Source organism: Nocardiopsis baichengensis YIM 90130, from assembly GCF_000341205.1.
GTDB classification, from domain to species: domain Bacteria; phylum Actinomycetota; class Actinomycetes; order Streptosporangiales; family Streptosporangiaceae; genus Nocardiopsis_A; species Nocardiopsis_A halophila.
In genome coordinates this window covers 489,545-514,156 of the sequence record NZ_ANAS01000005.1, presented here as the reverse complement: position 1 = coordinate 514,156, position 24,612 = coordinate 489,545, and the positions used below count along the sequence as shown (strand labels likewise).

Below are 24,612 nucleotides of genomic sequence, written 5' to 3'. Positions count from 1 at the left end.
CGGTTCCCCGGTGTTGCCGGTCGGCTGCCGGTTGGTCGGTGGTGCGGGATGGAGGCGGCGACGGCCCAGCGGATACCCCGCTCGCGCCTGTCGGCCGGGCGGCGGGCCGCCGGGGTGCAGGGAGATGGGTAGCGACGAATGGGCGCGGGGTCGTGTCCGCTGGGGTGGTGGAGCTTTCGGCTGCGTCCTTGTGAGCGGTGCGGCCGCTGCGGCGTGATCGGCGGCCCCGCCCCGGGTGCGCGCTGCCTTCCTTGTCGTTGATCTCGGGAAAGTCGGGGTAATACCGGCCGGTATTACCCCGACTTTCCCGAGATCAACGGGGGTGTCGGTGCGGGCGGCAGGCAGTGCCCCCGGGGGGCGGCAGGCCCCCGGCGGCCGACCTGCGACACCGGGGAGCCGCCCCGCTTCGTCGCCGCCTTCCCCCCTTTCGCCCCGGCGGCCCGGCACCCGGCCGGCAGGCGTGGGCGGGGTACCTGCCGTTCCGCCGCCGCCCATCTCCCCGCACTCCGGCGGCCCGATGCCCGGCCGGGGCCCATGAGCGGGGTACCAGCCTGCGCCGTCGTTGCCGCTGTTGCCGGACCGCGAGCGGCCCGGCGGCCGACCGGCAGGCCAGGGGAACCGCCCCTCCTGCTCGTCGCCGCCCTCCCCCCCCTTTCGCCCCGACGAGCCGCCGCCCGGCCGGGGGCCGTGAGCGGGGAACCTGCCGTTCCGTTGCTGCTGTTGCCGGACCGCGAGTGGCCCGGCGGCCGACCGGCGCCCCTCGGGGAACCGCCGCGCCTCGTCGTTGCCGCCTTCCCCCTGGCACTCCGGCGGCCCGGTACCCGGCCGGGGCCGTGAGCGGGGCACCGGCCGCTCCGTCGTCGCCTTCCGGTCCGGTCCCGGTCGGGGGGCTTCCGGGCAGCTCGTCCGGGTAGCTCGTGCGGATGGGGTGGTGTGGGTCACTCGTGGCGGGTATTCATGTCCATTATGTTGCTCGGTGTCTGAATCTGGAACAAGGTCGTAAAAGGTGTCGGCGTCGCGGCGAATGGGGGCCCAGACGTCGGCTCACGTCGTGTTACGGGTGGTGTTCCCGATCGCGGGAGGGGCGCAGCCGCAGGGGTTTTCGGGGTCGGGAGTCGGGCGGGTGAATTGCGCTCGTACGGAATGAATATTGTCCGCATCAGGGTCGGAGAGGTCGTATCGTGATCCCTGTTGCCGATCCGACCCCATGCGACCGAGGACTGCGATGTCTGAATTCTCCCCGACCGTCGCGGGCGCCTCCGGGGATGCGCCGGTGCTGGGCGAGGAACCCGGCGCCGAACCGGGCGGTTTCCGCTCGGCCCACGTGTGGATCTCCGTCCTCCCCGCCCTGCTGGTCGCGCTCATCGGAACCGTCGCCATCGCGGCCCTGCTCACCGCGCCCCCCTCGGACATCACGGTGGCCGTCGTGCTCATCGCGGCCGGCGCCTGCACGGCGCTGGTGCTGGCCGGGGCCGTGCTGCTGGCCGAGCGCGCCACCTCCAGGGTCGACCAGGCCGCCGACGCCCTGCGTCGGCGCAGCGAGCGCACCCGCGGGGAGCTGGTCCGGCTGTCCGAGCGGATCGAACGCGGCGAGGACGTCCGGCCGGTCGCCGAACCCCGCCTCCCCTCCGGCGGTGACGCCTACGCCCTCCTGGCCCACGAGCAGCGCGCCGCCCTGACCGCCGCCTGGAACGCCGCCGTCCGCGCCCACCACGCCCACAGTGCCCGGTCCGGAAAGGGGACCGCCGAGGCCGCGCCGGCCCACCGGGACCCGGCCCCCAGCGGCGGCGTCCCCACCCCGAACCTGGGCACCGGGCAGCAGGTCGAGGTGTTCGTCAACGTCGCCCGCCGCATGCAGTCCCTGGTGCACCGCCAGATCGGCCTCCTCGACGAGCTGGAGGCCCAGGTGGAGGACCCGGACCTGCTCAAGGGCCTGTTCACCATCGACCACCTCGCCACCCGGATGCGCCGCCAGTCCGAGAGCCTGGCCGTCCTCGGCGGCGCCTCCTCCCGGCGGCGCTGGAGCCGCCCGGTCAACCTCTACGAGGTCCTGCGCTCGGCCGTGGCCGAGGTGGAGGACTACTCCCGGGTCAAGGTGGTCCCGCCCTCCGGCGGGACGCTGGCCGGGGGCGCCGTCGTGGACGTCATCCACCTCATCGCCGAACTGGTGGAGAACGCCACCAAGTTCTCCCCGCCGCGTACCCGGGTGCTGCTGCGCACCGAGGAGGTCGGCGCGGGCATCGCGGTCGAGGTGGAGGACCGCGGCCTGGGCGTTCCGCCCGAGGAGCGGCGCCGGATGAACGAGCTGCTCGCCGATCCCGACCGGGTCGATATCGGCGAGCTGCTGCGCGACGGCCGCATCGGCCTGTTCGTGGTCGCCACCCTGGCCCGCAAGCACGGCGCCCGGGTGCAGCTGCAGCCCAGCGTCTACGGCGGCGCCCTGGCGGTGGTGGTCCTGCCGTCGGCGCTGCTGGGCACGGCCGACGAGCGGCCCCGGCGCCGGGCCGCGCCGACCGCGGAGCAGGAGCCCGCCGCGGTGCAGAACCCCGCGCCTGCGCCGAACATCCCCGCGGAGCGGCCCGCTCCGGCTGTGGCCCAGGCCCCGCCCCAGGCCCCTGTCCCTCCGCAGACTCCGGCGCCGCCCCGGGACGCGTCCCCGGGGCCGATGCCCTCCGCGCAGTCGGCGGTGGTCACCTCGGCCTTCGAGCGCGCGGGCGCGGCCCGACCGGCGCCGCCCCCGCCGCCCGCACCGCGGCCGGCCGCGACCGAGGGCACTGAGGGCGCTCAGGGCGCCGCGGTGCCGCCGGACAACTCCGCGCGGCCGCCGCTGCCCGAGCGGCGCGTCCAGGAGAACCTCGCCCCGGAACTGCGCCGCCCCGACCCGTCCCCCGGCCACGCCGACCAGCCCGGTCGGTCCGGACCGCCCGGGAACGCCGGCGGCCCCGGCGGCCCCGGCGGCGACGTGCCGTCGCTCGGCCTCATGGCCGCCTATCAGGGGGGCTTTCGCCGTGCCGAGCAGGAAGGCGGTGACGACGCCCCCAGCGCCTAGGGGCCTGACCCGGGGGAGAACGCCCCCAGCCGATCTTTCGAGTGATCCGTCCCCTTGAAAGTGAGTCCAACACGATGGTGAGCCCTGCGCCCCCGGGTCCGGATTCGGACCTCGCCTGGCTGCTGAGCGGCCTGGTCCAGCGCGTCCCGCACACCCGCAGCTCCGTCCTGCTGTCCTCGGACGGCCTCACCAAGGCCGCGCACGGCCTGGACCGCGAGGAAGCCGAGCAGCTCTCGGCGATCGCCTCCGGTCTGTTCTCCCTGGCCCGCGGGACCGGCGTGCGGTTCGGCGACGGCGACGCGGTCCGCCAGGTCGTCGTCGAGCTGGACACCACCCTGCTGTTCGTCGCCTCGGCCGGCTTCGGGTCGGTCCTGGCGGTGCTCGCCGACCGGGAGGCCGACGCCGGCGTGCTCGGCTACGAGATGTCCCAGCTCATCAAGAGCGTGCGGCCGTTCCTGGCCACCCCGGCACGGTCGGCCCCCGAGACCGCGGGCGGCCATGGCCGCTGACGACGAACCCCTCATCGACGAGGACGCCGGCCGCCTCGTCCGCCCCTACACCGTCAGCAACGGGCGCACCGCGCCCACCCGCAAGCTGGACCTGATGTCGCTGGTGGCCTCCACCGGCCGCGTGGGCCAGGGCGACCTGTCCCCCGAGTACGCCCGCACCCTGCGGCTGTGCAAGGGGCCCACCTCGGTGGCCGAGGTGGCCGCGCACCTGCGGCTGCCCGCCGCGGTCACCAAGGTCCTGCTGTCCGACCTGGTCGACGCCGGGGCCGTGGCCGCCCAGGCGCCCGGCCCCACCGCCGACCCCTCCGACGGACGCCTACTGGAGATCCTGCTCGATGGCCTACAGCGACGGCTCTGACCCGTTCCCGACCGCCGTCAAGGTCCTGGTCGCAGGCGGCTTCGGGGTCGGCAAGACCACCTTCATCGGCTCCGCCAGCGAGATCGAGCCGCTCAGCACCGAGGAGCTCATCACCGCCGCCAGCGCCGGCCACGACGACCTGCACGGGGTCGAGGACAAGACGACCACCACCGTGGCGTTCGACTTCGGCCGCATCACCATGGACCCCGGGCACGTGCTGTACCTGTTCGGCACCCCCGGGCAGGACCGCTTCTGGTTCATGTGGGACGAGCTGTCCAACGGGGCGCTGGGCGCGGTCGTGCTGGCCGACCCCCGGCGCCTTCAGGACTGCTTCGCGGCGGTGGACTTCTTCGAGCACCGCCGCATCCCCTTCCTGGTGGCGGTCAACGAGTTCGACGGCGCCTACCGCTACACCGACGGGGAGGTGCGCTCGGCCCTCAAGCTCGGCGAGGCGACCCCGGTGCTGATGTGCGACGCGCGCGACGCCCGATCGGCCACCGAGGTGCTCATCGGCCTGGTCCGCCACCTGATGTCCGCCCCCGCGTCCCCCTAGCACTGCGAACCCTGCGGAAATTGGAGTCCCCCGTGACCGACGCATCCGAAGGACACATCATCGTCCCCGAAGACCGGGAGGCCGCCGAACGCGTCGCGCGCCTGGAGGAGCTGGGCCTGGGCTCGGGGCCCGACGCCGAGTTCGACGCCTTCGCGCGCGAGCTGGCCCAGGCCGCCGGCGCCCAGTTCGCGATGGTCAACTTCATCAAGGAGGACCACCAGTACTTCGCCGGGCTGTACGTCTCCGACAGCGCCCAGCGCGGAACGGTCCTGAGCACCGAGGCCAGCGCCGCCGACACCCCCGACCGGGTGATGGAGCGCGACCACGGCTACTGCCCGCACGTGGTGGCCCGCCGGCTGCCGCTGGTGCTGGACGACGTGTGCGACTACCCGCGGTTCGCGGGCAACCCGGTGGTGGACGAGATCGGTATCCGCTCCTACATGGGGGCGCCGCTGATCGACCGGGACGGCACCACCCTCGGCACGATCTGTGTGGTGGACCGGGAGGCCCGACCGTGGGGGCGACCGGGCCTGGAGCTGATCAAGGAGCGGGCCGCCGAGCTGATGGCGATGGTGCACCGGCGGGTGGGCCCCGAGCAGGCCGCGGCCGAATAGCGCCGCCGGGAGCGCGGTGCCCCGCACCGCGCTCCCCGTGTCGTCCACGGTGGCCGGGGGCCGTGGCGGTCCGCCGCCGTGTGCGCCCCCGGGCCAGGGACCGGAGCCCGGCGGCGTCGGTGCCGCAGGGGTGCGGCACCGGTGCGGCGCTCAGGCGGAGGCGTACTCCGGGGCGAACGGCGCGGCGAGCCGCTCCGACCACTGCCCCTTGGACGAGCCGAGGCCGAACTCGGCCAGGCGCAGCAGCTGGATGTCCGAGGTGCCGGCCGGGGCGAAGATGTGCTGGGCGTCGCGCACGTACCGCTCCAGCGGGCGGTCGGTGAACAGGCCGCAGGCGGCGTGCACCTCCATGGCGTTGCGGGCGCTGTCCAGAGAGCTCTCGACGTTGACGAGCTTGGCGTTCATCAGCTCGGCGTCGCAGGGCAGCCCGTGGTCGAGCAGGTGGACCGCGTGGTAGAGCGCGATGCGGGCGGTCATCAGCCGGGACTGCATCATCCCCAGCTTGATCTTGATGTTCGGCAGCTCGGCCAGCGGCTTGCCGTAGCGCTGCTGCTCGGACGCGTAGGCCAGGGTCTCCTCGACGATCGCCTGGTGGATGCCGAGCGAGACCGCGGCCAGGTTGGCACGGCCGTAGAGGACGCTGGAGGAGTAGGCGACGGGCAGGCCGTCCCCCTCGTCGCCGAGCCGGTTGGCCGCGGGCACCCGGCAGTCCTCGAACACCAGCTCCCCGAAGCTGAAGCCGTGCAGCCCCATGGAGGGCACGTGCTCGCCGAGGGAGAACCCGGGGCGGTCGGCCTCCACGAGGAACGCGGACAGGCCCTTGGACCCGGGCCCGGTGCGCACCACGACCCCGTGCAGGTCGCCGACGTGGCTGTTGCCGACGAACACCTTGCTGCCGTTGAGGACGTAGTCGTCGCCGTCGCGCACGGCGGTGGTGGCCATGCCCAGCACGTGGCCGCCGGACTCGGGCTCGGTGACGGCGATGGTGGGCAGGCAGGCGCCCGAGGCGATCTCGGGCAGCCAGGTCTTCTTCTGCCGGTCGTCGCCGAAGTGCACGATCTTGGCGACGCCCAGTTGCGAGGCCTGGGCCATGGCGCCCATGGCGCCGCTCACGCGCGAGAGCTCCTCGATGATGACGGTCTTGGCCAGGTGGCCCAGGCCCATTCCGCCGTGGTCGGTATCGATGGTCACGCCGATCCACCCCTGTTCGGCGATCTTGCGCGACAGTTCATATTGGACGGTCCGGGAGGCTTCCATCTCCGGTACAAGGGGGGCGACTTCGGCTTCTGCGAATGATCTGACTTCCTTTCGCAGGCGCTCATGCCGTTCGGATGTGAACGGTTCGACCAAGGGGATCTCCTCATGCGTGGATCGAAGGTGCGAAGGGGGTGCGCACAGCGGGAAGGCCTGAGCCCCAGTGGATCCAGGGTCTTCAGGCCCTACCGAGAGATCATCCTGATTTCCGTCGATGCCGAACACAAGGCCCCGGAGTCATTTCCGCATCCGGAGGCCCCCGTGAGAGGTATCACGTTTCGGTTGCGAAAAATTGCGGTACATGGACCAATTGTTGTCGCGAGAAATCCGGTGGACCTGCGTAAATCCGGTTCATGGAACGAGAAAGGCCCGCCCCCTGAAGGGGGCGGGCCCGAACTGCGGAGGGTGTGGGATTCGAACCCACGAAGCCCGGTCAAGGGCTTGATGCTTTTCAAGAGCATTGCACTAGGCCGCTATGCGAACCCTCCGTGGACACGGTTCCGGGCACCGGGCACCGCCCGGCGGCACGACCGCGCTCCGCGCTCATGCTAGCTCACGCTCCGCGCCTCAGGGGAGTCGGGAGCCGGGGACGCCGGGCGGGTGTGCGTGCTCCCCGTGTTCCCCCTGCTCCCCGTGGACGTGTGCGTCCCCTTCGGGGAACGGGTCGTCGGGGCGTCCATGGGCGGTTCTTCCGCGATCGATTGAAAATGATGATCATATTCAATCGACGCCGTCCTGTCGCGCCCGCAGGCCGCTCCCCGCACCCCCTTCGGTCGCCCTCGCGGGGCGCGTCCCCGAGGCCGGTGAGCGGATTGCGCTCGGCTGCTACGGAACAACGGAACAAACGGAACGAACGCGAAGGCGGCGGCTCCGGAGCCCGCGCGCAGCGGTCCATCGCGCTCGGGACCTGCGGGTCCGGAGTGCTCCGATCGACGCTCTCCGGCGCTCCGCGCCATCGTTGTGTCAGTTCCGCACAGCCAACGAAAACCTCGGTCGACGCTTCCGTCGGCGCTCAGGGGCGGGTGCCCGGGTCAGTCCGCGGCCGGCATCGTCGTGCGGTCCTCGAAGCACCAGGCCCACTCCTCGCCGGGTTCGGCGGAGGCGGCGACCGGGTGGTCGCGGTCCGCGGCGTGGGCCGAGGCGTGCCGGGACGGCGAGGAGTCGCAGCAGCCCACATGGCCGCAGGTCAGGCAGGTGCGCAGGTGGACCCAGTCGCGTCTGCCCTCGCGCAGGCAGGCGGTGCACCCCGCCGAGCGGGGCAGCACGGGGCGGATGCCGGGGGCGTGCGGGCACGCGGCCTGCGGATCGGGACGGAAGTCCACCACCGTGTCGGTCGCCGGGCGGTCCCCCGGCGCGGCCGGCGCCGTCCCCAGGCGCCGCAGCACCGTCGCGCACACCCGGTCGGCGACCGAGGCCGGGGCGTCCACCACGCGGTCGGCCCCGGCCCGGGCCAGGGCGCGCGGGTCCGGGACGTCGACCGGGCACACCGCGATGGGGGCGTCGGGGGCGGCGCGGGCGATCACTGCGGCGATGGCGGCCGCCTCCTCCCCGTCGTTCTCGCAGATCAGCACGAGCCGGGCGGAGCGCAGCCCCGCCTGTTCCAGCACGTTGCGCTTGACCGGGTCGCCGCGCACCACGCGGTACCCGGCGGCCTCGGCCTCGGCCGCCAGGTCCGGGCCCAGGGTGGTCACCGACACCGGGACCCCGCGCGCCCGCAGGGCGGCCGCCACCTCCCGGGCGACCGGACCCCAGCCGGAGATCAGCACCGGGTCCTCCTCGGCGCAGGCCGCGGGGTCCTTCCTCGCCGCCGGGGACGGGGCCGGAGCGGCGCCGCGGCGCGGGCCCAGCGCCCGGCCCAGGCGGTCGCCGAGCGCGGCCAGCGCCGGGGTCGCCACCATCAGCACCACCGTCACCGAGATGAGCACCTGCTCTCCGCGGTCGCCCAGCGCGGCGAAGTCCAGTCCTGCGTCGTGCCCGGCCCGCTGCAGCACGAAGGAGAACTCGCCGATCTGGGCCAGCATGAGCCCGCCCGCGACCGCCGTGGGCGCGCCGAGGCGCAGCGCCGCCAGGGCGACGGCCCCGGTGACCGCCTTGACGGCGACCACGCCCAGGGCGATCAGCCCGATCAGCCACCACAGCTCGGCCAGTGCGCGCAGGTCCAGCAGCATCCCGATGGAGACGAAGAACAGCGCGCTGAAGACGATCTGCAGCGGCAGCACCTCGCCCAGCGCGTGCTGGCCGTGCCGGGACTCGCTGACCACCAGCCCGGCCAGGAAGGCCCCCAGCGCCACGCTCACCCCGGCCAGCGAGGTCACGAACGCGGTGCCGATGCCCAGCGCCACCACGGTGAGCAGGAAGACCTCCGGCGAGCAGGCCCGGGCCACCGCCTCCAGCAGGCGCGGCATCACCTTGCGGGCCACCACCAGCACCACCGCCAGCACGGCGGCCGCCGTGCCCAGCGCCCGGGCGATCTCCCCCGGGCCGCCGCCCTCTCCGGCCAGCAGCGGCAGGAACAGCACCATGAGCACCACGGCCAGGTCCTGGAAGATCAGTACCGCCACCCCGGCCTGGCCGACCGGACGGGTGGTGTCCCCGCGCGAGGCCAGGACCTTGAGCACGATCGCCGTGGAGGAGAGCGCGACCAGCAGCCCGGTGAAGACCGCGGCCCGCCAGCCGGCGCCGAACAGGGCGGCGGCGCCGGCGGTGACGCCCACCGCCAGGGCGACCTGGAGCCCGCCGCCGACCAGGACGTAGCGCTTGATGGCGGCCAGCCGCTCCAGGGAGAACTCGATGCCGATGGTGTAGAGCAGCAGGATGACCCCGATGTCGGCGGCGTCCTCCACCACCCGGGTGCTGTCCACCAGGCCCAGCTGGTGCGGGCCGATCAGGACCCCGGCCAGCAGGAACCCCACGATGGGCACCACCCGCAGCCGGGTGGAGGCGTATCCGATGCCCGCCGCCGCGCACAGCAGCACGGTCAGCGGCATCAGGTACTCGGGCACGCTCTCGCCCGCCGCCAGGTGCATGGTGAACCCCCCGTCCACAGGTCCGGGCGTACGGCGCCCGGAACCGCACCGACATTAAGCCCTGGAGCGGGCGCCGGGGCAAGGAGGTGCGCCGGGGGACTGGCCCCCGGGTATTACTCGCAAGTAACATCTGGGTCCATGACACCGAGCAACGCCGAGACGGCGGAGACGATCAAGGCCGGATTCCTGGCCAGCGTGCCCTTCGTGCGCACCCTGGGGCTGCGCTTCGAGGAGCTGGAGCCCGGCCGCTGCGTGATGCGGCTGCCCGAGGAGCCCGCGCACCACAACCACATCGGCGGCCCGCACGCCGGCGCGATGTTCACCCTGGCCGAGTCGGCCTCCGGGGCCATCATCCTGAGCACCTTCGGCGACCAGCTGGACCGGGCCGTGCCGCTGCCCACCACCGCCACCAGCACCTACGAGAAGATCGCGATGGGCGAGATGACCGCCGAGGCCCGGCTCGGGCGCCCGCGCGAGGAGGTCGTCGCCGAGCTGGACGCCGGCGGGCGCCCGGAGTTCCCCGTCGAGGTCGAGCTGCGCACCGCGGACGGCACGGTGACCGGCCACGTCACCGTCGTGTGGACGCTCAAGCCCGACCGCAAGGGGGAGTGAGCCGGCCGCGGCACGCTTCCGCGGAACGCCCGGGGGAACGACCCGGGGCGAGGGCGCGGCCGGGGGACTGTCGGCGCCGCCGAGTACGGTGACGGCAGTTCCGGCCCGGCGCGGGCCGTGAGGCGACTCCCAGGAGGTCTGCCGGTGAGGTTGCGAGCCGACCGAGACGCGTTCGCCGACGCCGTGGCCTGGACGGCCCGGGCCCTTCCGCTGCGGCCCGCGATGCCGGTGCTGGCGGGCATGCGCATGGAGGCCGCCGCGGGCGGGCTGCGGCTGTCCGGTTTCGACTACGAGGTCTCGGCCCGGGCGCGGGTGGAGGCCGAGGTCGAGCAGGAGGGGGCGGTCCTGGTCTCCGGCCGGCTGCTGGCCGAGATCGCCCGGAGCCTGCCCGCCCGCCCGGTGCAGGTGGAGGCCGACGGCGGCCGGGCGCTGATCACCTGCGGCCCGGCCCGGTTCACCCTGGTCACCCTGCCGCTGGAGGACCACCCGCTGCTGCCCGAGATGCCGCCGCCGGCGGGCACGCTGCCCGGCGAGGCGTTCGCGGCGGCGGTGCGCCAGGTGGTCCCGGCCGCCGGGCGGGACGACACCCTGCCCATGCTCACCGGGGTGCACCTGGACTTCGGGGCCGACACCCTCGCGCTGGCCGCCACCGACCGGTACCGGATCGCCGTGCGCCGCATGCCGTGGCGGTCCGAGCACCCGGACGCCCCCGCGTCGGCGCTGGTCCCCGCGCGCACCCTGAGCGACCTGGCCCGCACCCTGGACCCGGCCGCCGAGGTGGGGGTGTTCCTCACGGGGCGGGGCGCCTCGGGCGGCGAGGGGATGATCGGCTTCGAGAGCGGCGGCCGGAGCAGCACCACCCGCCTCATCGACAGCGACTTCGTCCCCTATGAGAAGCGCTTCGGGGCCGAGCCCTCGGCCCGCGCCGAGGTGCCGCTCGCGCCGTTCGTCGAGGCGGTCAAGCGGGTCGCCCTGGTGGCGGACCGCTCGTCACCGGTCCGCATCTCCTTCGCGCCGGACCGGGCCGGTTCCGGGGCCGAGGCGGTGCTGGAGGCCGGCTCGGGCGAGGACGCCCAGGCCGCCGAGGCGCTGGCGGTGGACTACACGGGCGAGCCGATGCGCGTCGCCTTCGCGCCCGGCTACCTGCTCGACGGCCTGGCCGGGGTCACCACCGCGCGGGCGCGCATGGACATGACCGGGCCCACCCGGCCCGTGGTGATCAGCGACGTGCCGGAGGCCCCTGAGGCCCCTGAGGCCCCTGAGGCGGAGCGCCGACTGCCGGAGTTCCGCTACCTGGTGATGCCGCTGCGCGTGGCCTGAGCCACGGCGCAGCGGCCTCCCGGGGCCTCCCCGGAGACGACTTCGGCCCCCTTGGGCGACTCGACGAGTCGCCCAAGGGGGCCGAAGCTCAGCGGACGGCACGGCCTCGCTCGGGACGGTGGGCCCGGGGAGCCGATCGCCCCACGTGTCCCCGCGCCGGGATTCCGGCTGCCGGTGGCGTCCGCCGCGATGATCAGGCTGAGGAGATCAGGGGCGGCACGACCGGGAGGTCACGCGGAGCGGCGAGCGACCTTGCCGCTCTTCAGGCACGACGTGCAGACCTTGAGGCGCTGAGGGGCGCCGTCGACAACGGTCCGGACCGTCTGGATGTTCGGAAGGATCATGCGGTTCGAACGGCCCTTGATCCGGCGGTGCATCGCATTCTTACCGAGCCGCGAAACCCGCCGGCCGAAGGTCGGGCCCTTCTCGCACACGTCGCAACGCTTGGACATCATTCACTCCGTATCGGTATGCATCCCTGATGAATCGGCTCCGGCCCGGGCCGGAACTCAGCGATCCGGGTATGTCGACTCGACGTTACTCCGAGCCAAGGCGACTACTCACGCGTGAGTCTGGTCGACAAGGCCGCTGCCGTACCGGACGTCCCCTGCAGGATCGTCCAGCATAGCGTCAGCGAGACCAGGCCCGCGCAGCTCCCGCCTCAACCGACGCTCCAGGTGGCCGATACAGAGTATGCTAGTGGGGCCTGCTCCGGTGCCAAGCCAGAGCTCATCGGCCCTAGCGTACCACCGAGCCGGGCGCACCCCCGCATCGCAGGCCGGACCCCGGAAGGCGCAGGCGGTCCCGCCCCGCGCACCCCGGAGTGGAAGTGTGAGGGAGATCGCATTCCGGTCCGCCGTTCTTCCCCCGCGATCTCCGAGCGCGATTCCCCGCTTCTGCGGCCGGGGCGAAGAAAAAGGCGGGTCGGATTATCGGAATCCGATCTCCGCCTCTGTGGAGAAGACCCGGAAGACCGCCCGGCATTCGTCGGCCGGTGCCCGCGGCGGATTCCTCCGGCCGCCCCTCAGTCGGGGCACCCCTCGTTGCTGGTGATCTCCTCGCGGTCGAAGGGGACGAGTTCGTAGTGGAGGGTGCGGTAGCGCATCAGGCGGTGGGTCGCGGGGACCGCCCAGCGCTGGAGCATCGGGTGGCGGCGGCCCAGGATCAGCGCCGCGTGCCGTGCCTCGGCCTCGTCGAGCAGGCGGACGCGTCCGCGGATCGGCTTGCCGCGGGGTTCGCCGCGGAAGGAGCTGGGGCGCAGGTCCGCGACGGGGTTGCTGCGGAGCCGCTTGGCCTTGCCGGAGTCCTCCCAGGTGCGGAAGATGATCCGTCCGCCGTCGACGGCGATGCTGACCGGGGTGTCCACGCCGGTCACGCCGTCGGACCGGTAGGTGGTGAGCAGCGCCGTCTTGTGGCCGCGGAACGGTTTGAGGAGCGTGGCCGTGTTCATCGAGGATGACTCTCCTTGGGTCCGTTCGTGTACCGACCACCTTCCCAAGGAGGTGACCTGAATCACCCTTCGCCGCGCCTGGAATCGCGCAGGGCGGAGGCGGCCGAGGCCGTCCCGGTTCGGCCTGAAACGGACGCGAAGCGAGGTTTATCCACAGCGTTGTGTGGTTAGGGGTGCCGCTCCCGGCCCCTATTTACCGGTGCACACGGCCTTGTCCACAGAAACCGGACAACCTGTGGACAACTTCGGCGAACGCCTCAGTCGCTCTCGGGCAGGGACGAGGTCCCGCCGCCTCCGACCGCGGTCTCCATCCCCAGCTGGGCGCTGCGCCCCCGCAGGTACCCGGCGCGCGCCCCGGCCTTGTGGTGGGTGCGCTCCGGGCGGGTCGGCTTGAGCTCGGGGAAGCGCTGCTGGAAGTCCTCCTTGACCCGGTCGACGTCGCTGCGCAGCACCAGCTCCGCGCCGGTCGCCCCGTCGCCCTCGGAACCGGAGGAGGAGCCCGCGCCCCCGCCGGGCGCCGACTCCTCGGCCAGCCGGGCGCGGAACTCGCGGATGCGCTCGGCCACCGCGTAGCCGTAGGCGCGGACGAACGAGCGGTAGAACCGGGTCCGCTCGGTGGCCAGCGTCGACCGGTCCAGGTTGCGCAGCTCGCGCAGGTCGGCGATGTGGTTGCGGGCGGTGAACCGGGCCGAGGCCTCCATCTGCAGGGTGATGGAGGGCAGCAGGACCCGCAGCGAGTCCAGCGCCGAGACGGTTCCGACGATGATCAGGGTGCGCTCGGTGTTGGCGGAGGTGTTGCCGCGCACGGCCGACTGGCAGCCGAAGGCCGCGGCGATCCCGGCCAGCGCCTTGACGCGGGCCTTGCCGTGGCCCCCCGCTCCGGAGACGGGGAAGTCGAGCCGGGAGACCGACTCGGCGTCCTCACCGCGCTGGGCGCGGGCCTCGGCCTCGGCGATGGCGTGCCGGGTCATCAGCTCGGCGGCCTTGGCGGTGAAGGCCTGGCTCTCGGCGTCGGTCACCGACGGGTCCTCGGCCTGGCGCAACAGGTTGCGGACCCGCTCGACCATCTTCTGGCGGGCGTCCTCGGGCTTGTCGGTGGTCAAGAGGCTCCTCTCAGCGGCCTCTACCGAGGTTACCGGCGCCGGGCGGGCGCGGGGGCGCCCGTCCACAGCCTGTGGGGAACGCTCCGCGCGAACGCGGCCTGCGCGAACGGGGTGCCCACGCGTGCCGGGGCCGGGGCGTACCCGCGCCCCGGCCCCGGCACGGCCCGGTTACCGGTTGCCGCCGCCGGCCACGGTGCCGATCAGCCCGAGGACGACCCACAGCAGGGCGACGGTGCCCAGGCCCGCGAAGATCGCCGGGAAGAACCCGCCGGCGAACAGGGTGACCAGCGCGATACCCGCGCCGCCCGCGAGGGCCGGCACCCCCGCGAACTTCCACGGGTACTGCCCGGCCCAGCGTCGCGCCCGCCGGTCGCCCTTGCCGCTGATCAGGGCGACGGCCCCGCCGACCAGGGCGAAGAAGAAGATCCCGGTGGTCAGGCCCGAGCCGACCGCCCCCGACCCCAGGTTGAGCAAGAGGGAGATGGCGCCGGTGGTGGCCCCGGCTCCCAGGGCCCACCCCCAGGGCCAGATCATCGTCGCCGAGGCGACGGGAGTGAATGCGTTGCCGCGCTCCAGCGTCATGACTGCTCCTCGCTCGGCGGTGGACCGCCGTACCAGTACCTCTGTCGTCCAGCATGCCCGGGAACGGCCCACCGGCCATCAGGGCCCGTCCCTGACTTACCCCTGAGCCGCCGTGTCCGCACGTACCCGTGGCGCCGGACCGCAGTCGGCCTCAAGGTGGGGAACGAACGGGGGCCCGTCCGAGTGCCCGCCCGAGTGCCCCGCGATCCTCCCGGCCGGAGTAACGTGCCGCCCATGACCCGGTTCCGTGTCGTGGACGCCTTCACCGATCAGCCCTTCTCCGGGAACCCGGCCGCCGTGATCGCGGTGGACGGGCCCCTGGACGAGGGCTGGGCCCAGCGGGCGGCCGCCGAGTTCAACCTGTCCGAGACGGCCTTCCTCACCCCGCACGGCGGGCCCGGGGCCGACTTCGGCCTGCGCTGGTTCACCCCGTCGGTGGAGGTGGCGCTGTGCGGCCACGCCACCCTCGCCGCCGCGCACGCCCTGTTCCAGGACGGGGCGCAGGGGCCGCTGCGCTTCTCCACCCGGTGGAGCGGGGTGCTCACCGTCGAGCGGCGGGACGGGCGGCTGTGGATGGACTTCCCCGCCAACCCGCCGCAGGAGGCCCCCGCCCCGCACGGCCTGGCCGACGCCCTGGGCGCCCGCATCGAGCGCGCGGGCACCGCCGGCACCGGCGACCTCATGGTGGAGCTGGCCGACGAGCGGACCGTGCGCGGGCTCGACCCGGTGCCCGCCCGGATGAGCGGCCACGCCGAACGGGGCGTGATCGCCACGGCGCGCGCCGACGAGGGCCGCCCCTACGCCTTCGTCTCCCGCTTCTTCGCGACCGACGTCGGCGTGGAAGAGGACCCGGTGACCGGGAGCGCGCACACCGTGCTCGCGCCCTACTGGGCCGAAAGGCTCGGCGGCACCGCCTTCTCGGCCCTGCAGTGCTCCGCGCGCGGCGGGCGGGTCGAGGTCGAGCTTCCGGCGGGGGCGCCCGGGCGGGTGCTCATCGGCGGCTCGGCGGTCACGGTCTCAGAGGGCCACCTGCTGGCCTGACCCGGGCGCGGGCGCGGGCGCGCCGGTGCGCTCCAGCAGCCACTCCGGGGGCGCCGTTCCGGGGCCCCCGGCGCCGGCGACCGTGAGCACCGCGCTCCCGGCGCCGCCGTCCGCGCCGTGCTCGCCCTCCGCGGCGATCCGCACCCCGGGCGCCGGGTCCACCGGAACCGCGGTCTCCAGCCGCACCCGCGGGAACCACCGGTCCAGCGCGGGCAGCCCGAGCCCGCGGGGCAGCTCCGCGGCCGGCAGGCCGTCGCGGGCCAGCCCGGCCAGCGCGTCCCGCAGTGCGGCCGTGCGTTCGGGGGTGGCCGCCGCCCCGGCCCGCTCCAGCACGGGCCCCGCCCGCACCACCAGGTCCAGCCGGGCGGGCAGCGCCGCGCACAGCCGCGGCCAGGTCTGGCCGAAGGCCGGCAGCAGCGGCAGCCCGGGCACCTCCTCCAGCCGGACCCAGCGCACCGCCTCGCTCTCGGCGTTGCCGGGGGCGTACTCCCCCGCGCGCGGCGCGGAGGCCAGCACCGTGTCGTAGTGCCAGAGGGACGACCCGGCCCGGTGCACTCCGGTCACCTCGATCGCGTCCAGCTCCCCGGCGACCTCCTCGCCGAACTCGCGCAGCGCCGCGTCGACGGCGCTCTCCCCGCTGTCCAGGGCGCCGCCGGGCAGGCCCCAGGTGCCGCCCTGGTGGGTCCAGGCCGCGCGGTGCTGCAGCAGTACGCACCGCCCGCCGCGCGGGTCGGGCGCGTGCAGCAGCAGCCCCGCCGCGCCGTACCGCCCCCACCGGCGGGTGCCGTCCGGCATCTCGACCCAGCCGTCGCCGTCGCCCTTGGCCCCTGCGGTCATCCGCGCCTCCCGTCGCCGTCAACGCCGTCTCCCCTGTTCCTACCGCACGCGGGGCGGGCCGCGCGGCCGACTCCGGCCATGGGCCCCGCGGTGAGGTGCCGCGTCACCGGGCCCGGATAGGATTCTCCGGCCATGAGAAGACCGGCCGCTTTCGCCGCGCGACTGCCCCTGTACACCCTCGACCTCGTGAGGCGGTACTGGGCTCCGCTGCTGTGCGTCTGGCTGGTCGGCGACATCGCCTACCGGCTGCTCCTGCGCGGGATGGCCGCGGCCGCGGCCATCGAGCCCATGCTGGGCTACCTCGCACTGGGCCTGCTGCTGCTGGTGCAGCTGGCGACCTACATCGTCATGTTCCACCTGCTGCGCCCGGCGCTTCCCACGGTGGACGCCGAGTACCGGCGGGTGCGCGCGGGGGTGCTGCGCAGGACCGCCGAGCGCGGCAACGCGGTCCTGGCCGAGCGCACCATCGTGGACGCCATCGCGATGGCGATCCTGCCGTTCCTGATCTTCTACAGCGCCTGGGACCTCTACGTCGAGGAGTACCGCAAGCTCACCATCGCCTCGGTGAACCAGGACGGCCTGGACGTCCTGCTGGACATGGGCGCCATCGACAAGCTCGGCCCGATGGTGCTCATCGCCCTCGCCGCGTTCGGGCTCAGGGCGCTGTGCGAGCACTTCTACAACAAGAACGACGGCAAGGTGCTGGGGCTGGCCACCGCCCTGTTCGAGGCCACCTGGATGTTCCTGGGCACCTTCACGGTGGTGGCGGCCTTCACCGACTTCTGGAAGTGGGCCAAGGCGCGCGCCGCCTGGGCGGCCGTGCAGAACCAGATCGACGGGGCGGTGGGCTGGGCCGGCGCGCAGCTCGGGGTCGACCTGCAGGACCTGCTGCTGCAGGCCTACCGGACGATGGGCAGCACCTGGGCGATCTTCAAGGACGGGTTCCTCCAGCCCCTGGTCTGGCTGACCATCACGGCGGTCGTCTTCGGCGCCCAGATGGACCGCTACAGCGGCCTGTTCCGCGGCAACGGCAGGACCGCGCGCCTGGAGCGGGCGCTGACCTCGGCCAAGGGGCCGATCGCCGCGGTGCGCGGGTGGCTGCGCAAGGACGCCGGGGACAAGTACATCCCCTTCATCAACGCCTTCAAGTTCATCCTGAGCGTCAGCCCGGTCTTCTACCTGTCCTTCTCGCTGTACTACGTGCTCGTCCTGCTGGGCACCGAATGGCTCGAACGGGGCGTTTACCTGTTCCTGGGCCCCGCCGACTGGCACCTGTGGTTCCCCTGGCTGGAGCCCGTTGGCGTGGTGAGCCGCCTGCTCCAGGACCTGCTGCGGATCTGCCTGCTCGCGGCCGCCTTCGAGCTGATCCTGTTCAAGGTGGGCGGGGAGAGCACCGGACGGCGGGCGCGCCGGGCGGCGCGCCCGCCGTCCGCCCCGGCGCCCCCGGCGCCTCCCCCCTCCGCGCCGGTGCGCTGAGACCGGTGCGCCGAGGGGTCAGGAGCCGCCGTTCACCCGCTCGACGGTGTCGAGCATGTGCGCCGAGATCAGCTCCAGCAGCAGCTCCTCGTCGCCGTCGGCGATGGCGTCCAGCAGCTTGCGGTGCTCCTCGACGAGCTCGTCCGGCTCGGGGTAGGTGCGCTGCATCACCGTCAGGCACATCCGCGTCTCCACCAGCAGCGTCTGGGCCATGCGCTCCAGCCGGGAGTTGCCCGAGCAGCTGACCAGCGCCTGGTGGAAGGCCTGGTCGGCGTCGCTCATCGCGGCCCGGTCGCCGGTGGCGGCCGCCTCCTCCAGCGCGGCCAGCGCCGCGGTGAGGCGGGCCAGCGCCTCGCCCCGGTTGCCCCGCATGATCAGCTCGCACGAGGTCCGCTCGACCGCGAGCCGGGCCACGTAGACGTCGCGCACGTCCTCAGGGGCCAGCTCGCGTACGAACAGGCCCCGGTGCCGCTCGCTGCGCAGCAGCCCCTCCTGGACCAGCCGCTGCATGGCCTCGCGCAGCGGCCCGCGGCTGACGCCCAGGCGGTTGGCCAGGTCGGTCTCGCCCAGCTGGTCGCCGGGGGACAGGGAGCCGTACATGATCGCCTCGCGCAGCTGGTCGGCGATCAGCTCGGAGGTCGATCTCCTCGGCACGGGATGGAGTTGTCCTGGGGAGGTCATGGCATGTGTTCACCTCGCTCGGGGGTGCGGCCGCCCGGCGGGCGGCCGCACCTGTGCGCACGTTCCGTGCGTCGCACCTTACGTCCGCTGCACCTTATGTCCGCTGTGCGGCCGCTTCGGCCGCTCCGACCCGGAACAGCCGGCCCAGGCCCTCGCGCGGGGCGGTGTCGCCGGCCAGGCGCAGTCCCTGCCACACGCTCACCTGGTTGGCGGTCAGCACCGTCTTGCCGAGCCGCTCCTCCAGGGCGTCCAGCACACCGGCGGTGTGCAGTGCGGTGTCGGGCACCAGCACCGCCTCGGCGTCCGGGTGGTCGCCGGCGGCGGCGAACTCCAGCACCTCGGCCGGCGGCAGGGTGCCCACCTCGGCCGCGGTGACGATGCCCCGCCCCGCCCAGGCCTCCACCGCGATCCCGGCCTGCCCCAGGAACGCGGCGAACCGCTCGGCGACGTCGTCGGGGTAGGTCGCCGCGACGGCGACCCGGGAGTGCCCCAGCGCGCGCACCGCGTCGACGAACGCGAACGAGGTGCTGGAGGAGGGGCAGCCGGCCTCCCGGCCCACCGCCTCGGCCTGCTCGGCGGCACCCTCCCAGCCGAAGACGAAGCTTCCGCTGGTACAGGCCCACACCGCCGAGTCGGCGCCCAGGGCGCGCAGCTCGCGCGCGCCCTCGGCCAGCACCTCCCCCGAGCCGACGTCCAGAAGCGCGTCCACCCGGTGGGCGTCCTCGCGCATGAGGGTGTGCACCACGCGCAGCTCGGTCCCGGGCCCGAGCATCCCGGCGAACACCGGGTAGTCGTCCTCGGCGCTGTGGCCGGGGTAGAGGAATCCCGCGATGGTCATGTCCGTGCCGACCGCCTCTCCGTGCTGGGCGTGCCCCGTCCGCCGCCGACCGCCGGGCGCTCGCGCGGTGCCGTCGCCTCCACCAGGTGCTGTCCGGCGCCGACCGGGTGCCGGCCGACCGCCTTCAGCGCGGCCCACATGGTCACCTGGTTGGCCGCCAGCACCGGCTTGCCCAGCATGCGCTCCAGCGGCGCGATGATGTCGTAGGTCAGAACGTTGGTGCAGCTGATGTAGACCGCCTCGGCCTCGGGCCGGTCCGCGCTGCGCACCGCCTCGACCACCTCGGCGTAGGAGACCCTCCAGATGTGGTCGAGCAGCCCCAGCCCCACCGCCGAGACCGCGTCGGCGCCGTGCTCGCCGAGGAAGGCCACCAGGCGCTCGGTGACGCTGTCCACGTACGGGGTGACCACGGCGATCCGGCGGGCCCCGACGGCCTCCAGCGCCTCGACGGTCGCACCGGAGGTGGTGACCGCCGCGGGCGCGCCGGCGTCCAGGATGGCCTGGCGCAGCCGCCGCTGCCCCTGGGCCCCGTGCACGAAGCTGCCCGAGGCGCACGCGTACCCCACGACCAGGGGCTCGGGCGCCAGCAGGTCGCGGGTGGCGCGCGCCGCGCCCTCGCCGTCGCTGAGCGCCGAGGCCTGGTCGACGGTCACCGGCACGGGCACGAACGGCAGCCGGGTGACGTACAGGGAGACGTCGTCGGGGGCCCAGCGCCACAGCTCGCGGTCGAGCGCGAAGTCGTAGGGGGCGATCACGCCCACCCCCGACTGGGACGGGGTCTCGGCCACCGCCGAGATCTCCACCAGCCCCTCCGCCGTCCTGCGGTCGGGCAGGAAGCCCCGCTCGCCCAGCAGCGACAGCGACGCGTTCCTCTCGGCCTCGGGGCCGCGCGCCGCATCGGGCGGCCCTCCGCGCCCGCCTCCGCAGTCCGGGCCACCGGTGCTGTGATCGGTCCGCATTGGTCACTCACCTCCTTCTCTCTTCTCTCCGCATCTCGGATCCGGCCGCGGTCCCCTCGCCGGTCCCAGGGGGCCGCTCAGCGCTCCAGCCGGCGGTAGACGAGCCGCTCCCCGGCGCCGCCCGACCGCCACACGTCGTTGCAGGCCTCGGCCATTCGGTCCAGGCCCTCGACGATGCCCGCGAACACGTTCCCGGGGACCCAGCCGACGTCCCCGTTGAGCAGCAGGTTGTTGCGCCCGTAGAAGATCGCCAGGTCGATCACGCCCGGGAGGTCGTCGATGCCCTTCTCCTCCTTGAAGCGGCGGTCGAGCATGCCGCCGTTGAAGGAGAAGTAGACGACGTCGCCGGGGATGGGGGTGACGGTCGGGTTCTCCTGGCCGGGCTCCTCCTCGGCGAAGCGCGGGACCATCGTGTACACCTCGTTGCGGGCGTACTTGGCGTGGTAGGCGTCGCCGCCCTGGGGGAGGGCGTTCCACACGGCCTGGCAGGTGCGGGGGGCGTCCTTGTCGTAGAGCTCGGCGACGCACTCCACGCCGCGCTTCTCCAGAGTGATGGACATGTACCGGGGCATCGAGGCATCGGCCCTTTCGTCGCGGTGGGTGCGGCGCGGGACCGGGGCCGCCGTGCTCAGTGCGGCCGCGGCTCCGGGACAGGTGGTCCATCATCCGCCGATTGTCGACAATCATACGATCGTGGCGCCCGGGACATCAATGACGGCGGGGGGCGGCGGGTCATCCGGGCGCCGCTTCGGGGGCCGGCCCGTCGATTGTTGACAATCCTAGGGGCGGTCCCTAGCGTTTCAAACGCTGCGCGGCACCCGTGATCGCCCACCGGAGCGGCCGGGTAGGGGAGCAGCGAGACGACCCGACCGTTGATTCCGGAGCCGCCCCCGTGTCCACAGCCGACCCCTCCGCGCCCGCCCTCGTCGTCCTGCACGGCGGGGAGACGCCCCCCGGCCGCGAGCGCATCGACCACCACCCCGGCCTGGCCGAGGTCCGCTACGCCACCGCCGAGCAGCTGCCCGAGGCACTGCCCGGAGCCCGGGTGCTGCTGGTGTGGGACCTGTTCACCGAGGCGCTGACCGACGCCTGGGACAAGGCCGACGCACTGGAGTGGGTGCACGCCGCCACCACCGGGGTGGACAACCTGATGTTCCCCGGGCTGGTCGAGAGCGAGGCGGTGGTGACCAACTCGCGCGGCGTCTTCGAGGGGCCCATCGCCGAGACCGTGCTCGGCCTGGTCCTGTCCTTCGCCAAGGACCTGCACGGCAGCCGCGACCTGCAGCACGCGCACACCTGGAGGTGGCGCGAGAGCGAGCGGATCGAGGGCCGCACCGCGCTGGTGGTGGGCACCGGGCCGATCGGCCGCGCCATCGCCCGCCTGCTGCGCGCCGCGGGCCTGGAGGTCACCGGCGCCGGGCGCACCCCCCGCACCGGCGACCCCGACTTCGGCACCGTGGTCGGTGCCGACCCCGCCGCCCCGGGCGGCATCGCCGAGGAGCTGGGCCGCACGGACTACGCCGTGGTCGCCGCGCCGCTCACCGACGCCACCCGGGGCCTGTTCGACGCCGGCCTGCTGGCCCGGATGAAGCCCACCGCCCGGCTGATCAACGTCGCGCGCGGCCCCATCGTCGTCGAGGAGGACCTGGTGCGCGCCCTGCGCGAGGGGACCATCGCCGGCGCCGCCCTGGACGTGTTCGCCACCGAGCCGCTGCCGGACTCCTCGCCGCTGTGGGACCTGCCCCAGGCGATCGTGCTGCCGCACATGTCCGGCGACGTCGTGGGCTGGAAGGACGACCTGGTCCGGGTCTTCCTGGACAACCTCGACCGCCGTCTGCGCGGCGAGGAGCTGCGCAACGTCGTGGACAAGGCGCGGGGGTACGTCCCGCACGGGTAGAGACGCGGGTAGAGACGGAAGGGACAGCCATGACGACCAGGCACGAGGGGGAGGCGGTGGACCGGGGCGCGCCCGCGGACCTGACCGCCGCCGACCTGCTGGAGGGGTACGCCCGAGGCGGCCCCACCCCGGTGGAGGCGGTGGAGTCGGTGCTGGCGCGCATCGACCGCGAGGACCCGGCGCTGAACGCCTTCTGCGCGGTCCACGCCGACGAGGCGCGCGAGCAGGCCCGGGCCTCGGCCGAGCGGTGGGCGCGCGGGGAGCCGGCCGGCCCGCTGGACGGTGTGCCGGTCGCGGTCAAGGACGTGCACCTGATGCGCGGCCACCCCACCCGGCGCGGCTCGCACACGGCCGGCGCGCACGGCCCCTTCACCGAGGACTCGCCCGCGGTGGCCCGGCTGCGCGAGTCCGGGGCGGTGTTCACCGGCAAGACCACCACCCCCGAGATCGCCTGGAAGGGCGTGACGGACTCCCCGCTGACCGGCGTCACCCGCAACCCGTGGGACCTGTCGCGCACCCCCGGCGGGTCGAGCGGCGGCGCGGCGGCCGCGGTCGCCGCCGGCATGGGGCCGCTGGCGACCGGCACCGACGGCGGCGGGTCGGTGCGCATCCCGGCCTCCTTCACCGGCGTCTACGCGCTCAAGCCCACCTGGGGGCGGGTGCCGCACTACCCGGCCAGCGCCTTCGGCAGCCTCGCGCACACCGGGCCGATCACCCGCACCGTCACCGACGCCGCCCTGATGATGGACGTGATCAGCCGGCCCGACGCGCGGGACTGGGGCGCCATGCCGCCCCCGGCCGAGTCGTTCGCCGAGGCGGTGGCCGCCGCGGACGTGCGCGGCCTGCGCGTGGCCTACAGCCCGGCCCTGTGGGGGATCGGCGTCGACCCCGAGGTGGCCCGGCTGTGCGAGCGGGCGGCGGAGGCCTTCGAGGAGCTCGGCGCGCACGTGGAGCGCCAGGACCCGCCGATCGCCGACTGCCGCGAGGAGTTCGAGGTCCTCTGGTACAGCGGCGCGGCCAAGGCCATGGAGGGCACGTCCGAGGAGGACGCCGGGCGCGTCGACCCCGGGCTGCTGGAGATCGTCGAGCAGGGGCGGCGGTACAGCGCGGTGGACTACCTGCGCGCCACCGCGGTGCGGATGGCGCTGGGCGAGGCGATGGGGCTCTTCCACCAGCGCTACGACCTGCTGCTGACGCCCGCGATGCCGATCGCCGCCTTCGAGGCGGGCCTGGAGGTGCCCCCGGGCTCACAGGACCCGCGCTGGACCTCCTGGGCGGGGTTCAGCTACCCGTTCAACATGACCTCCCAGCCGGCGGCGAGCGTGCCGTGCGGGCTGACCGGCGACGGCCTGCCGGTGGGGCTGCAGATCGTCGGCCCCCGGCACGCCGACGGCCGCGTCCTCGCGGCGTCCCGCGCCTTCGAGGAGGCGCGCCCCTGGCCCTCGCTGGTGGTCTGAGCGCACAGGGCGCACAGGGCGCACCCGGCGCACACGGAGTCCCGGCCCCCGCGCGGCGGCCCCCTCAGGGGGGGCCGTGCGGGGGCCGACGTGTCCGGATCCGGTGCGTCCGGGCTGCCCCGGTCCGTAAGACTTGAGAGGTTCGGGACCTTGGGCCTTGCCCATTGATGCCCTTCGGCGGACGCGCGTCTCGGAGGGGGTAATACCGTCGTTTGCGTCGAATCCGCAGCGACGCGCGTCCGGGGCTCCCGGACGCTCCGGGGAGGGGAGCCTATGGCGCCGGGTGCCGCGACGAAACCGATCAAGGTGTTCCTCGTCGACGACCACGAGGTGGTGCGCAGGGGTGTGGCGGCGCTCCTGGACGGTGAGGAGGACATGAAGGTGGTCGGCGAGGCCGGCACCGCCGAGCAGGCCCTGGCCCGCATCCCCGCCGCCTCGCCGGACGTGGCCGTGCTGGACGTGCGCCTGCCCGGGGGCTCGGGCGTGGGCGTGTGCCGGGAGATCCGCTCGGACCGCCCCGAGATCGCCTGCCTGATGCTCACCTCCTTCGCCGACGACGAGGCGCTGTTCGAGGCCGTGATGGCGGGCGCCGCCGGGTACGTGCTCAAGCAGATCCACGGCGCCGACCTGGTGGGGGCGGTGCGCACGGTGGCCGGCGGCGGGTCCCTGCTGGACCCGGGCAGCACCGGGCGGGTGATGGAGCGCCTGCGCAGCAACCCGCCGCGCCCCGACCCGCTGGCCGAGCTGAGCCCCCAGGAGCGCCAGATCCTCGACCTGATCGGCGAGGGGCTGACCAACCGGCAGATCGGCGAGCGGCTCTACCTGGCGGAGAAGACCGTCAAGAACTACGTGTCGAGCCTGCTGTCCAAGCTCGACCTGAAGCGCCGCACCCAGGCGGCCGTCCTGGTCGCCGAGCTCCGCACCCGCGGGCGGTCGAGCTTCGAGTAGGCGCGGGCCGGCCCCGGTCGCGCGAGGAGCTGCGGGGCCGGTAGCCTC

23 protein-coding genes and 1 tRNA gene are annotated in these 24,612 nt (G+C 74.1%); 12 read left to right on the top strand and 12 right to left on the bottom strand.

What is annotated here, in order from left to right; translation table 11 throughout:
- Positions 1-1,225: 1,225 nt before the first annotated feature.
- The 5 genes from C892_RS0105950 to C892_RS0105930 all read left to right on the top strand — a co-directional run bounded on the left by C892_RS0105950 (position 1,226) and on the right by C892_RS0105930 (position 5,083).
- Complete coding sequence (locus C892_RS0105950) at positions 1,226-3,049, top strand: sensor histidine kinase (protein ID WP_017556474.1); 1,824 nt, start codon at positions 1,226-1,228, stop codon at positions 3,047-3,049.
- A 74-nt stretch (positions 3,050-3,123) separates the two neighbouring features.
- Positions 3,124-3,558, top strand: a complete 435-nt coding sequence (locus tag C892_RS0105945; protein ID WP_017556473.1) for a roadblock/LC7 domain-containing protein — start codon at positions 3,124-3,126, stop codon at positions 3,556-3,558.
- Positions 3,548-3,916 (top strand): DUF742 domain-containing protein, encoded by a 369-nt coding sequence (locus tag C892_RS0105940; protein WP_017539845.1) that lies wholly within the window; start codon positions 3,548-3,550, stop codon positions 3,914-3,916. Before C892_RS0105945 ends, C892_RS0105940 begins: the two co-directional genes overlap by 11 nt.
- Entirely contained in the window at positions 3,894-4,469 is a 576-nt protein-coding gene (locus C892_RS0105935; RefSeq protein WP_017539844.1) for a GTP-binding protein, read from the top strand. The genes C892_RS0105940 and C892_RS0105935 overlap by 23 nt, the downstream gene beginning before the upstream one ends.
- A 32-nt stretch (positions 4,470-4,501) precedes the next feature.
- A complete protein-coding gene (locus tag C892_RS0105930; protein ID WP_017539843.1) occupies positions 4,502-5,083 on the top strand; it encodes a GAF domain-containing protein in 582 nt (193 codons plus the stop codon).
- A gap of 150 nt (positions 5,084-5,233) precedes the next feature.
- On the opposite strand, the gene C892_RS0105925 is transcribed toward C892_RS0105930, so the two are convergent.
- From C892_RS0105925 to C892_RS0105915, 3 genes are all read right to left on the bottom strand, one after another.
- A complete protein-coding gene (locus C892_RS0105925) occupies positions 5,234-6,433 on the bottom strand; it encodes an acyl-CoA dehydrogenase family protein (protein ID WP_083934321.1) in 1,200 nt (399 codons plus the stop codon).
- Between the two features lie 303 nt (positions 6,434-6,736).
- Positions 6,737-6,825 (bottom strand) — tRNA-Ser (locus C892_RS0105920).
- Positions 6,826-7,368: 543 nt separating this feature from the next.
- Entirely contained in the window at positions 7,369-9,381 is a 2,013-nt protein-coding gene (locus C892_RS0105915) for a cation:proton antiporter domain-containing protein (protein ID WP_017556471.1), read from the bottom strand.
- A 120-nt stretch (positions 9,382-9,501) separates the two neighbouring features.
- On the opposite strand from C892_RS0105915, the gene C892_RS0105910 reads away from it, so the two are divergent.
- Together C892_RS0105910 and dnaN are read left to right on the top strand one after the other, a co-directional pair.
- Complete coding sequence (locus tag C892_RS0105910; RefSeq protein ID WP_017539839.1) at positions 9,502-9,975, top strand: DUF4442 domain-containing protein; 474 nt, start codon at positions 9,502-9,504, stop codon at positions 9,973-9,975.
- 144 nt (positions 9,976-10,119) lie between these two features.
- A complete protein-coding gene (dnaN, locus tag C892_RS0105905; protein WP_026124159.1) occupies positions 10,120-11,295 on the top strand; it encodes a DNA polymerase III subunit beta in 1,176 nt (391 codons plus the stop codon).
- Positions 11,296-11,525: 230 nt separating this feature from the next.
- Here dnaN and rpmB read toward each other — a convergent pair whose 3' ends face one another.
- The 4 genes from rpmB to C892_RS0105885 all read right to left on the bottom strand — a co-directional run bounded on the left by rpmB (position 11,526) and on the right by C892_RS0105885 (position 14,430).
- The gene (rpmB, locus tag C892_RS0105900) at positions 11,526-11,750 is read right to left on the bottom strand and encodes a 50S ribosomal protein L28 (RefSeq protein ID WP_017539837.1); all 225 of its coding nucleotides are present in this window, start codon (positions 11,748-11,750) and stop codon (positions 11,526-11,528) included.
- A gap of 569 nt (positions 11,751-12,319) precedes the next feature.
- The gene (locus C892_RS0105895) at positions 12,320-12,745 is read right to left on the bottom strand and encodes a PPOX class F420-dependent oxidoreductase (RefSeq protein WP_017556469.1); all 426 of its coding nucleotides are present in this window, start codon (positions 12,743-12,745) and stop codon (positions 12,320-12,322) included.
- Between the two features lie 257 nt (positions 12,746-13,002).
- The gene (locus C892_RS0105890; RefSeq protein ID WP_051060484.1) at positions 13,003-13,812 is read right to left on the bottom strand and encodes a DUF2786 domain-containing protein; all 810 of its coding nucleotides are present in this window, start codon (positions 13,810-13,812) and stop codon (positions 13,003-13,005) included.
- A 204-nt stretch (positions 13,813-14,016) separates the two neighbouring features.
- Positions 14,017-14,430, bottom strand: coding sequence for a hypothetical protein (locus tag C892_RS0105885; protein WP_017556468.1), 414 nt, complete (start codon positions 14,428-14,430; stop codon positions 14,017-14,019).
- 234 nt (positions 14,431-14,664) lie between these two features.
- On the opposite strand from C892_RS0105885, the gene C892_RS0105880 reads away from it, so the two are divergent.
- Positions 14,665-15,471 carry a PhzF family protein gene (locus C892_RS0105880; protein WP_017556467.1) on the top strand — a complete coding sequence of 269 codons (807 nt, stop codon included), beginning with the start codon at positions 14,665-14,667 and terminating at the stop codon, positions 15,469-15,471.
- On the opposite strand, the gene C892_RS32555 is transcribed toward C892_RS0105880, so the two are convergent.
- Entirely contained in the window at positions 15,448-16,308 is an 861-nt protein-coding gene (locus C892_RS32555) for an NUDIX hydrolase (protein ID WP_017556466.1), read from the bottom strand. The two genes, C892_RS0105880 and C892_RS32555, sit on opposite strands and share 24 nt — an antisense overlap.
- 132 nt (positions 16,309-16,440) lie before the next feature.
- Between C892_RS32555 and C892_RS0105870 the strand changes: the two genes are divergently transcribed.
- The gene (locus tag C892_RS0105870) at positions 16,441-17,784 is read left to right on the top strand and encodes a hypothetical protein (protein WP_017556465.1); all 1,344 of its coding nucleotides are present in this window, start codon (positions 16,441-16,443) and stop codon (positions 17,782-17,784) included.
- Between the two features lie 18 nt (positions 17,785-17,802).
- On the opposite strand, the gene C892_RS0105865 is transcribed toward C892_RS0105870, so the two are convergent.
- The 4 genes from C892_RS0105865 to C892_RS0105850 form a co-directional block, all read right to left on the bottom strand.
- Complete coding sequence (locus tag C892_RS0105865) at positions 17,803-18,465, bottom strand: GntR family transcriptional regulator (RefSeq protein ID WP_026124157.1); 663 nt, start codon at positions 18,463-18,465, stop codon at positions 17,803-17,805.
- A 94-nt stretch (positions 18,466-18,559) separates the two neighbouring features.
- Positions 18,560-19,303 (bottom strand): maleate cis-trans isomerase family protein, encoded by a 744-nt coding sequence (locus C892_RS0105860; protein WP_017539827.1) that lies wholly within the window; start codon positions 19,301-19,303, stop codon positions 18,560-18,562.
- On the bottom strand, positions 19,300-20,262 hold the full coding sequence (locus C892_RS0105855; protein ID WP_017556464.1) for a maleate cis-trans isomerase family protein: 963 nt from the start codon (positions 20,260-20,262) through the stop codon (positions 19,300-19,302). The genes C892_RS0105860 and C892_RS0105855 overlap by 4 nt, the downstream gene beginning before the upstream one ends.
- Positions 20,263-20,339: 77 nt before the next feature.
- On the bottom strand, positions 20,340-20,822 hold the full coding sequence (locus C892_RS0105850; RefSeq protein ID WP_204366442.1) for a DUF3830 family protein: 483 nt from the start codon (positions 20,820-20,822) through the stop codon (positions 20,340-20,342).
- Positions 20,823-21,154: 332 nt separating this feature from the next.
- On the opposite strand from C892_RS0105850, the gene C892_RS0105845 reads away from it, so the two are divergent.
- From C892_RS0105845 to C892_RS0105835, 3 genes are all read left to right on the top strand, one after another.
- Positions 21,155-22,159: a D-2-hydroxyacid dehydrogenase gene (locus C892_RS0105845; protein WP_017556463.1), complete on the top strand. Its 1,005-nt coding sequence runs from the start codon at positions 21,155-21,157 to the stop codon at positions 22,157-22,159.
- 29 nt (positions 22,160-22,188) lie between these two features.
- On the top strand, positions 22,189-23,616 hold the full coding sequence (locus tag C892_RS0105840; RefSeq protein WP_017556462.1) for an amidase: 1,428 nt from the start codon (positions 22,189-22,191) through the stop codon (positions 23,614-23,616).
- A 273-nt stretch (positions 23,617-23,889) separates the two neighbouring features.
- The gene (locus C892_RS0105835) at positions 23,890-24,564 is read left to right on the top strand and encodes a response regulator (protein ID WP_017539822.1); all 675 of its coding nucleotides are present in this window, start codon (positions 23,890-23,892) and stop codon (positions 24,562-24,564) included.
- The last annotated feature ends 48 nt before the right edge of the window (positions 24,565-24,612 follow it).

Coding starts and splice junctions, on each gene's coding strand:
- C892_RS0105940 (WP_017539845.1), top strand. CDS start 3,548: ATGGCCGCTGACGACGAACCCCTCATCGACGAGGACGCCGGCCGCCTC.
- C892_RS0105860 (WP_017539827.1), bottom strand. CDS start 19,303: ATGACCATCGCGGGATTCCTCTACCCCGGCCACAGCGCCGAGGACGAC.
- C892_RS0105910 (WP_017539839.1), top strand. CDS start 9,502: ATGACACCGAGCAACGCCGAGACGGCGGAGACGATCAAGGCCGGATTC.
- C892_RS0105950 (WP_017556474.1), top strand. CDS start 1,226: ATGTCTGAATTCTCCCCGACCGTCGCGGGCGCCTCCGGGGATGCGCCG.
- rpmB (WP_017539837.1), bottom strand. CDS start 11,750: ATGATGTCCAAGCGTTGCGACGTGTGCGAGAAGGGCCCGACCTTCGGC.
- C892_RS0105855 (WP_017556464.1), bottom strand. CDS start 20,262: ATGCGGACCGATCACAGCACCGGTGGCCCGGACTGCGGAGGCGGGCGC.
- C892_RS0105850 (WP_204366442.1), bottom strand. CDS start 20,822: ATGTCCATCACTCTGGAGAAGCGCGGCGTGGAGTGCGTCGCCGAGCTC.
- C892_RS0105885 (WP_017556468.1), bottom strand. CDS start 14,430: ATGACGCTGGAGCGCGGCAACGCATTCACTCCCGTCGCCTCGGCGACG.
- C892_RS0105835 (WP_017539822.1), top strand. CDS start 23,890: ATGGCGCCGGGTGCCGCGACGAAACCGATCAAGGTGTTCCTCGTCGAC.
- C892_RS0105880 (WP_017556467.1), top strand. CDS start 14,665: ATGACCCGGTTCCGTGTCGTGGACGCCTTCACCGATCAGCCCTTCTCC.
- C892_RS0105865 (WP_026124157.1), bottom strand. CDS start 18,465: ATGACCTCCCCAGGACAACTCCATCCCGTGCCGAGGAGATCGACCTCC.
- C892_RS0105945 (WP_017556473.1), top strand. CDS start 3,124: ATGGTGAGCCCTGCGCCCCCGGGTCCGGATTCGGACCTCGCCTGGCTG.
- C892_RS0105935 (WP_017539844.1), top strand. CDS start 3,894: ATGGCCTACAGCGACGGCTCTGACCCGTTCCCGACCGCCGTCAAGGTC.
- C892_RS0105890 (WP_051060484.1), bottom strand. CDS start 13,812: ATGGTCGAGCGGGTCCGCAACCTGTTGCGCCAGGCCGAGGACCCGTCG.
- C892_RS0105840 (WP_017556462.1), top strand. CDS start 22,189: ATGACGACCAGGCACGAGGGGGAGGCGGTGGACCGGGGCGCGCCCGCG.
- C892_RS0105895 (WP_017556469.1), bottom strand. CDS start 12,745: ATGAACACGGCCACGCTCCTCAAACCGTTCCGCGGCCACAAGACGGCG.
- C892_RS32555 (WP_017556466.1), bottom strand. CDS start 16,308: ATGACCGCAGGGGCCAAGGGCGACGGCGACGGCTGGGTCGAGATGCCG.
- C892_RS0105870 (WP_017556465.1), top strand. CDS start 16,441: ATGAGAAGACCGGCCGCTTTCGCCGCGCGACTGCCCCTGTACACCCTC.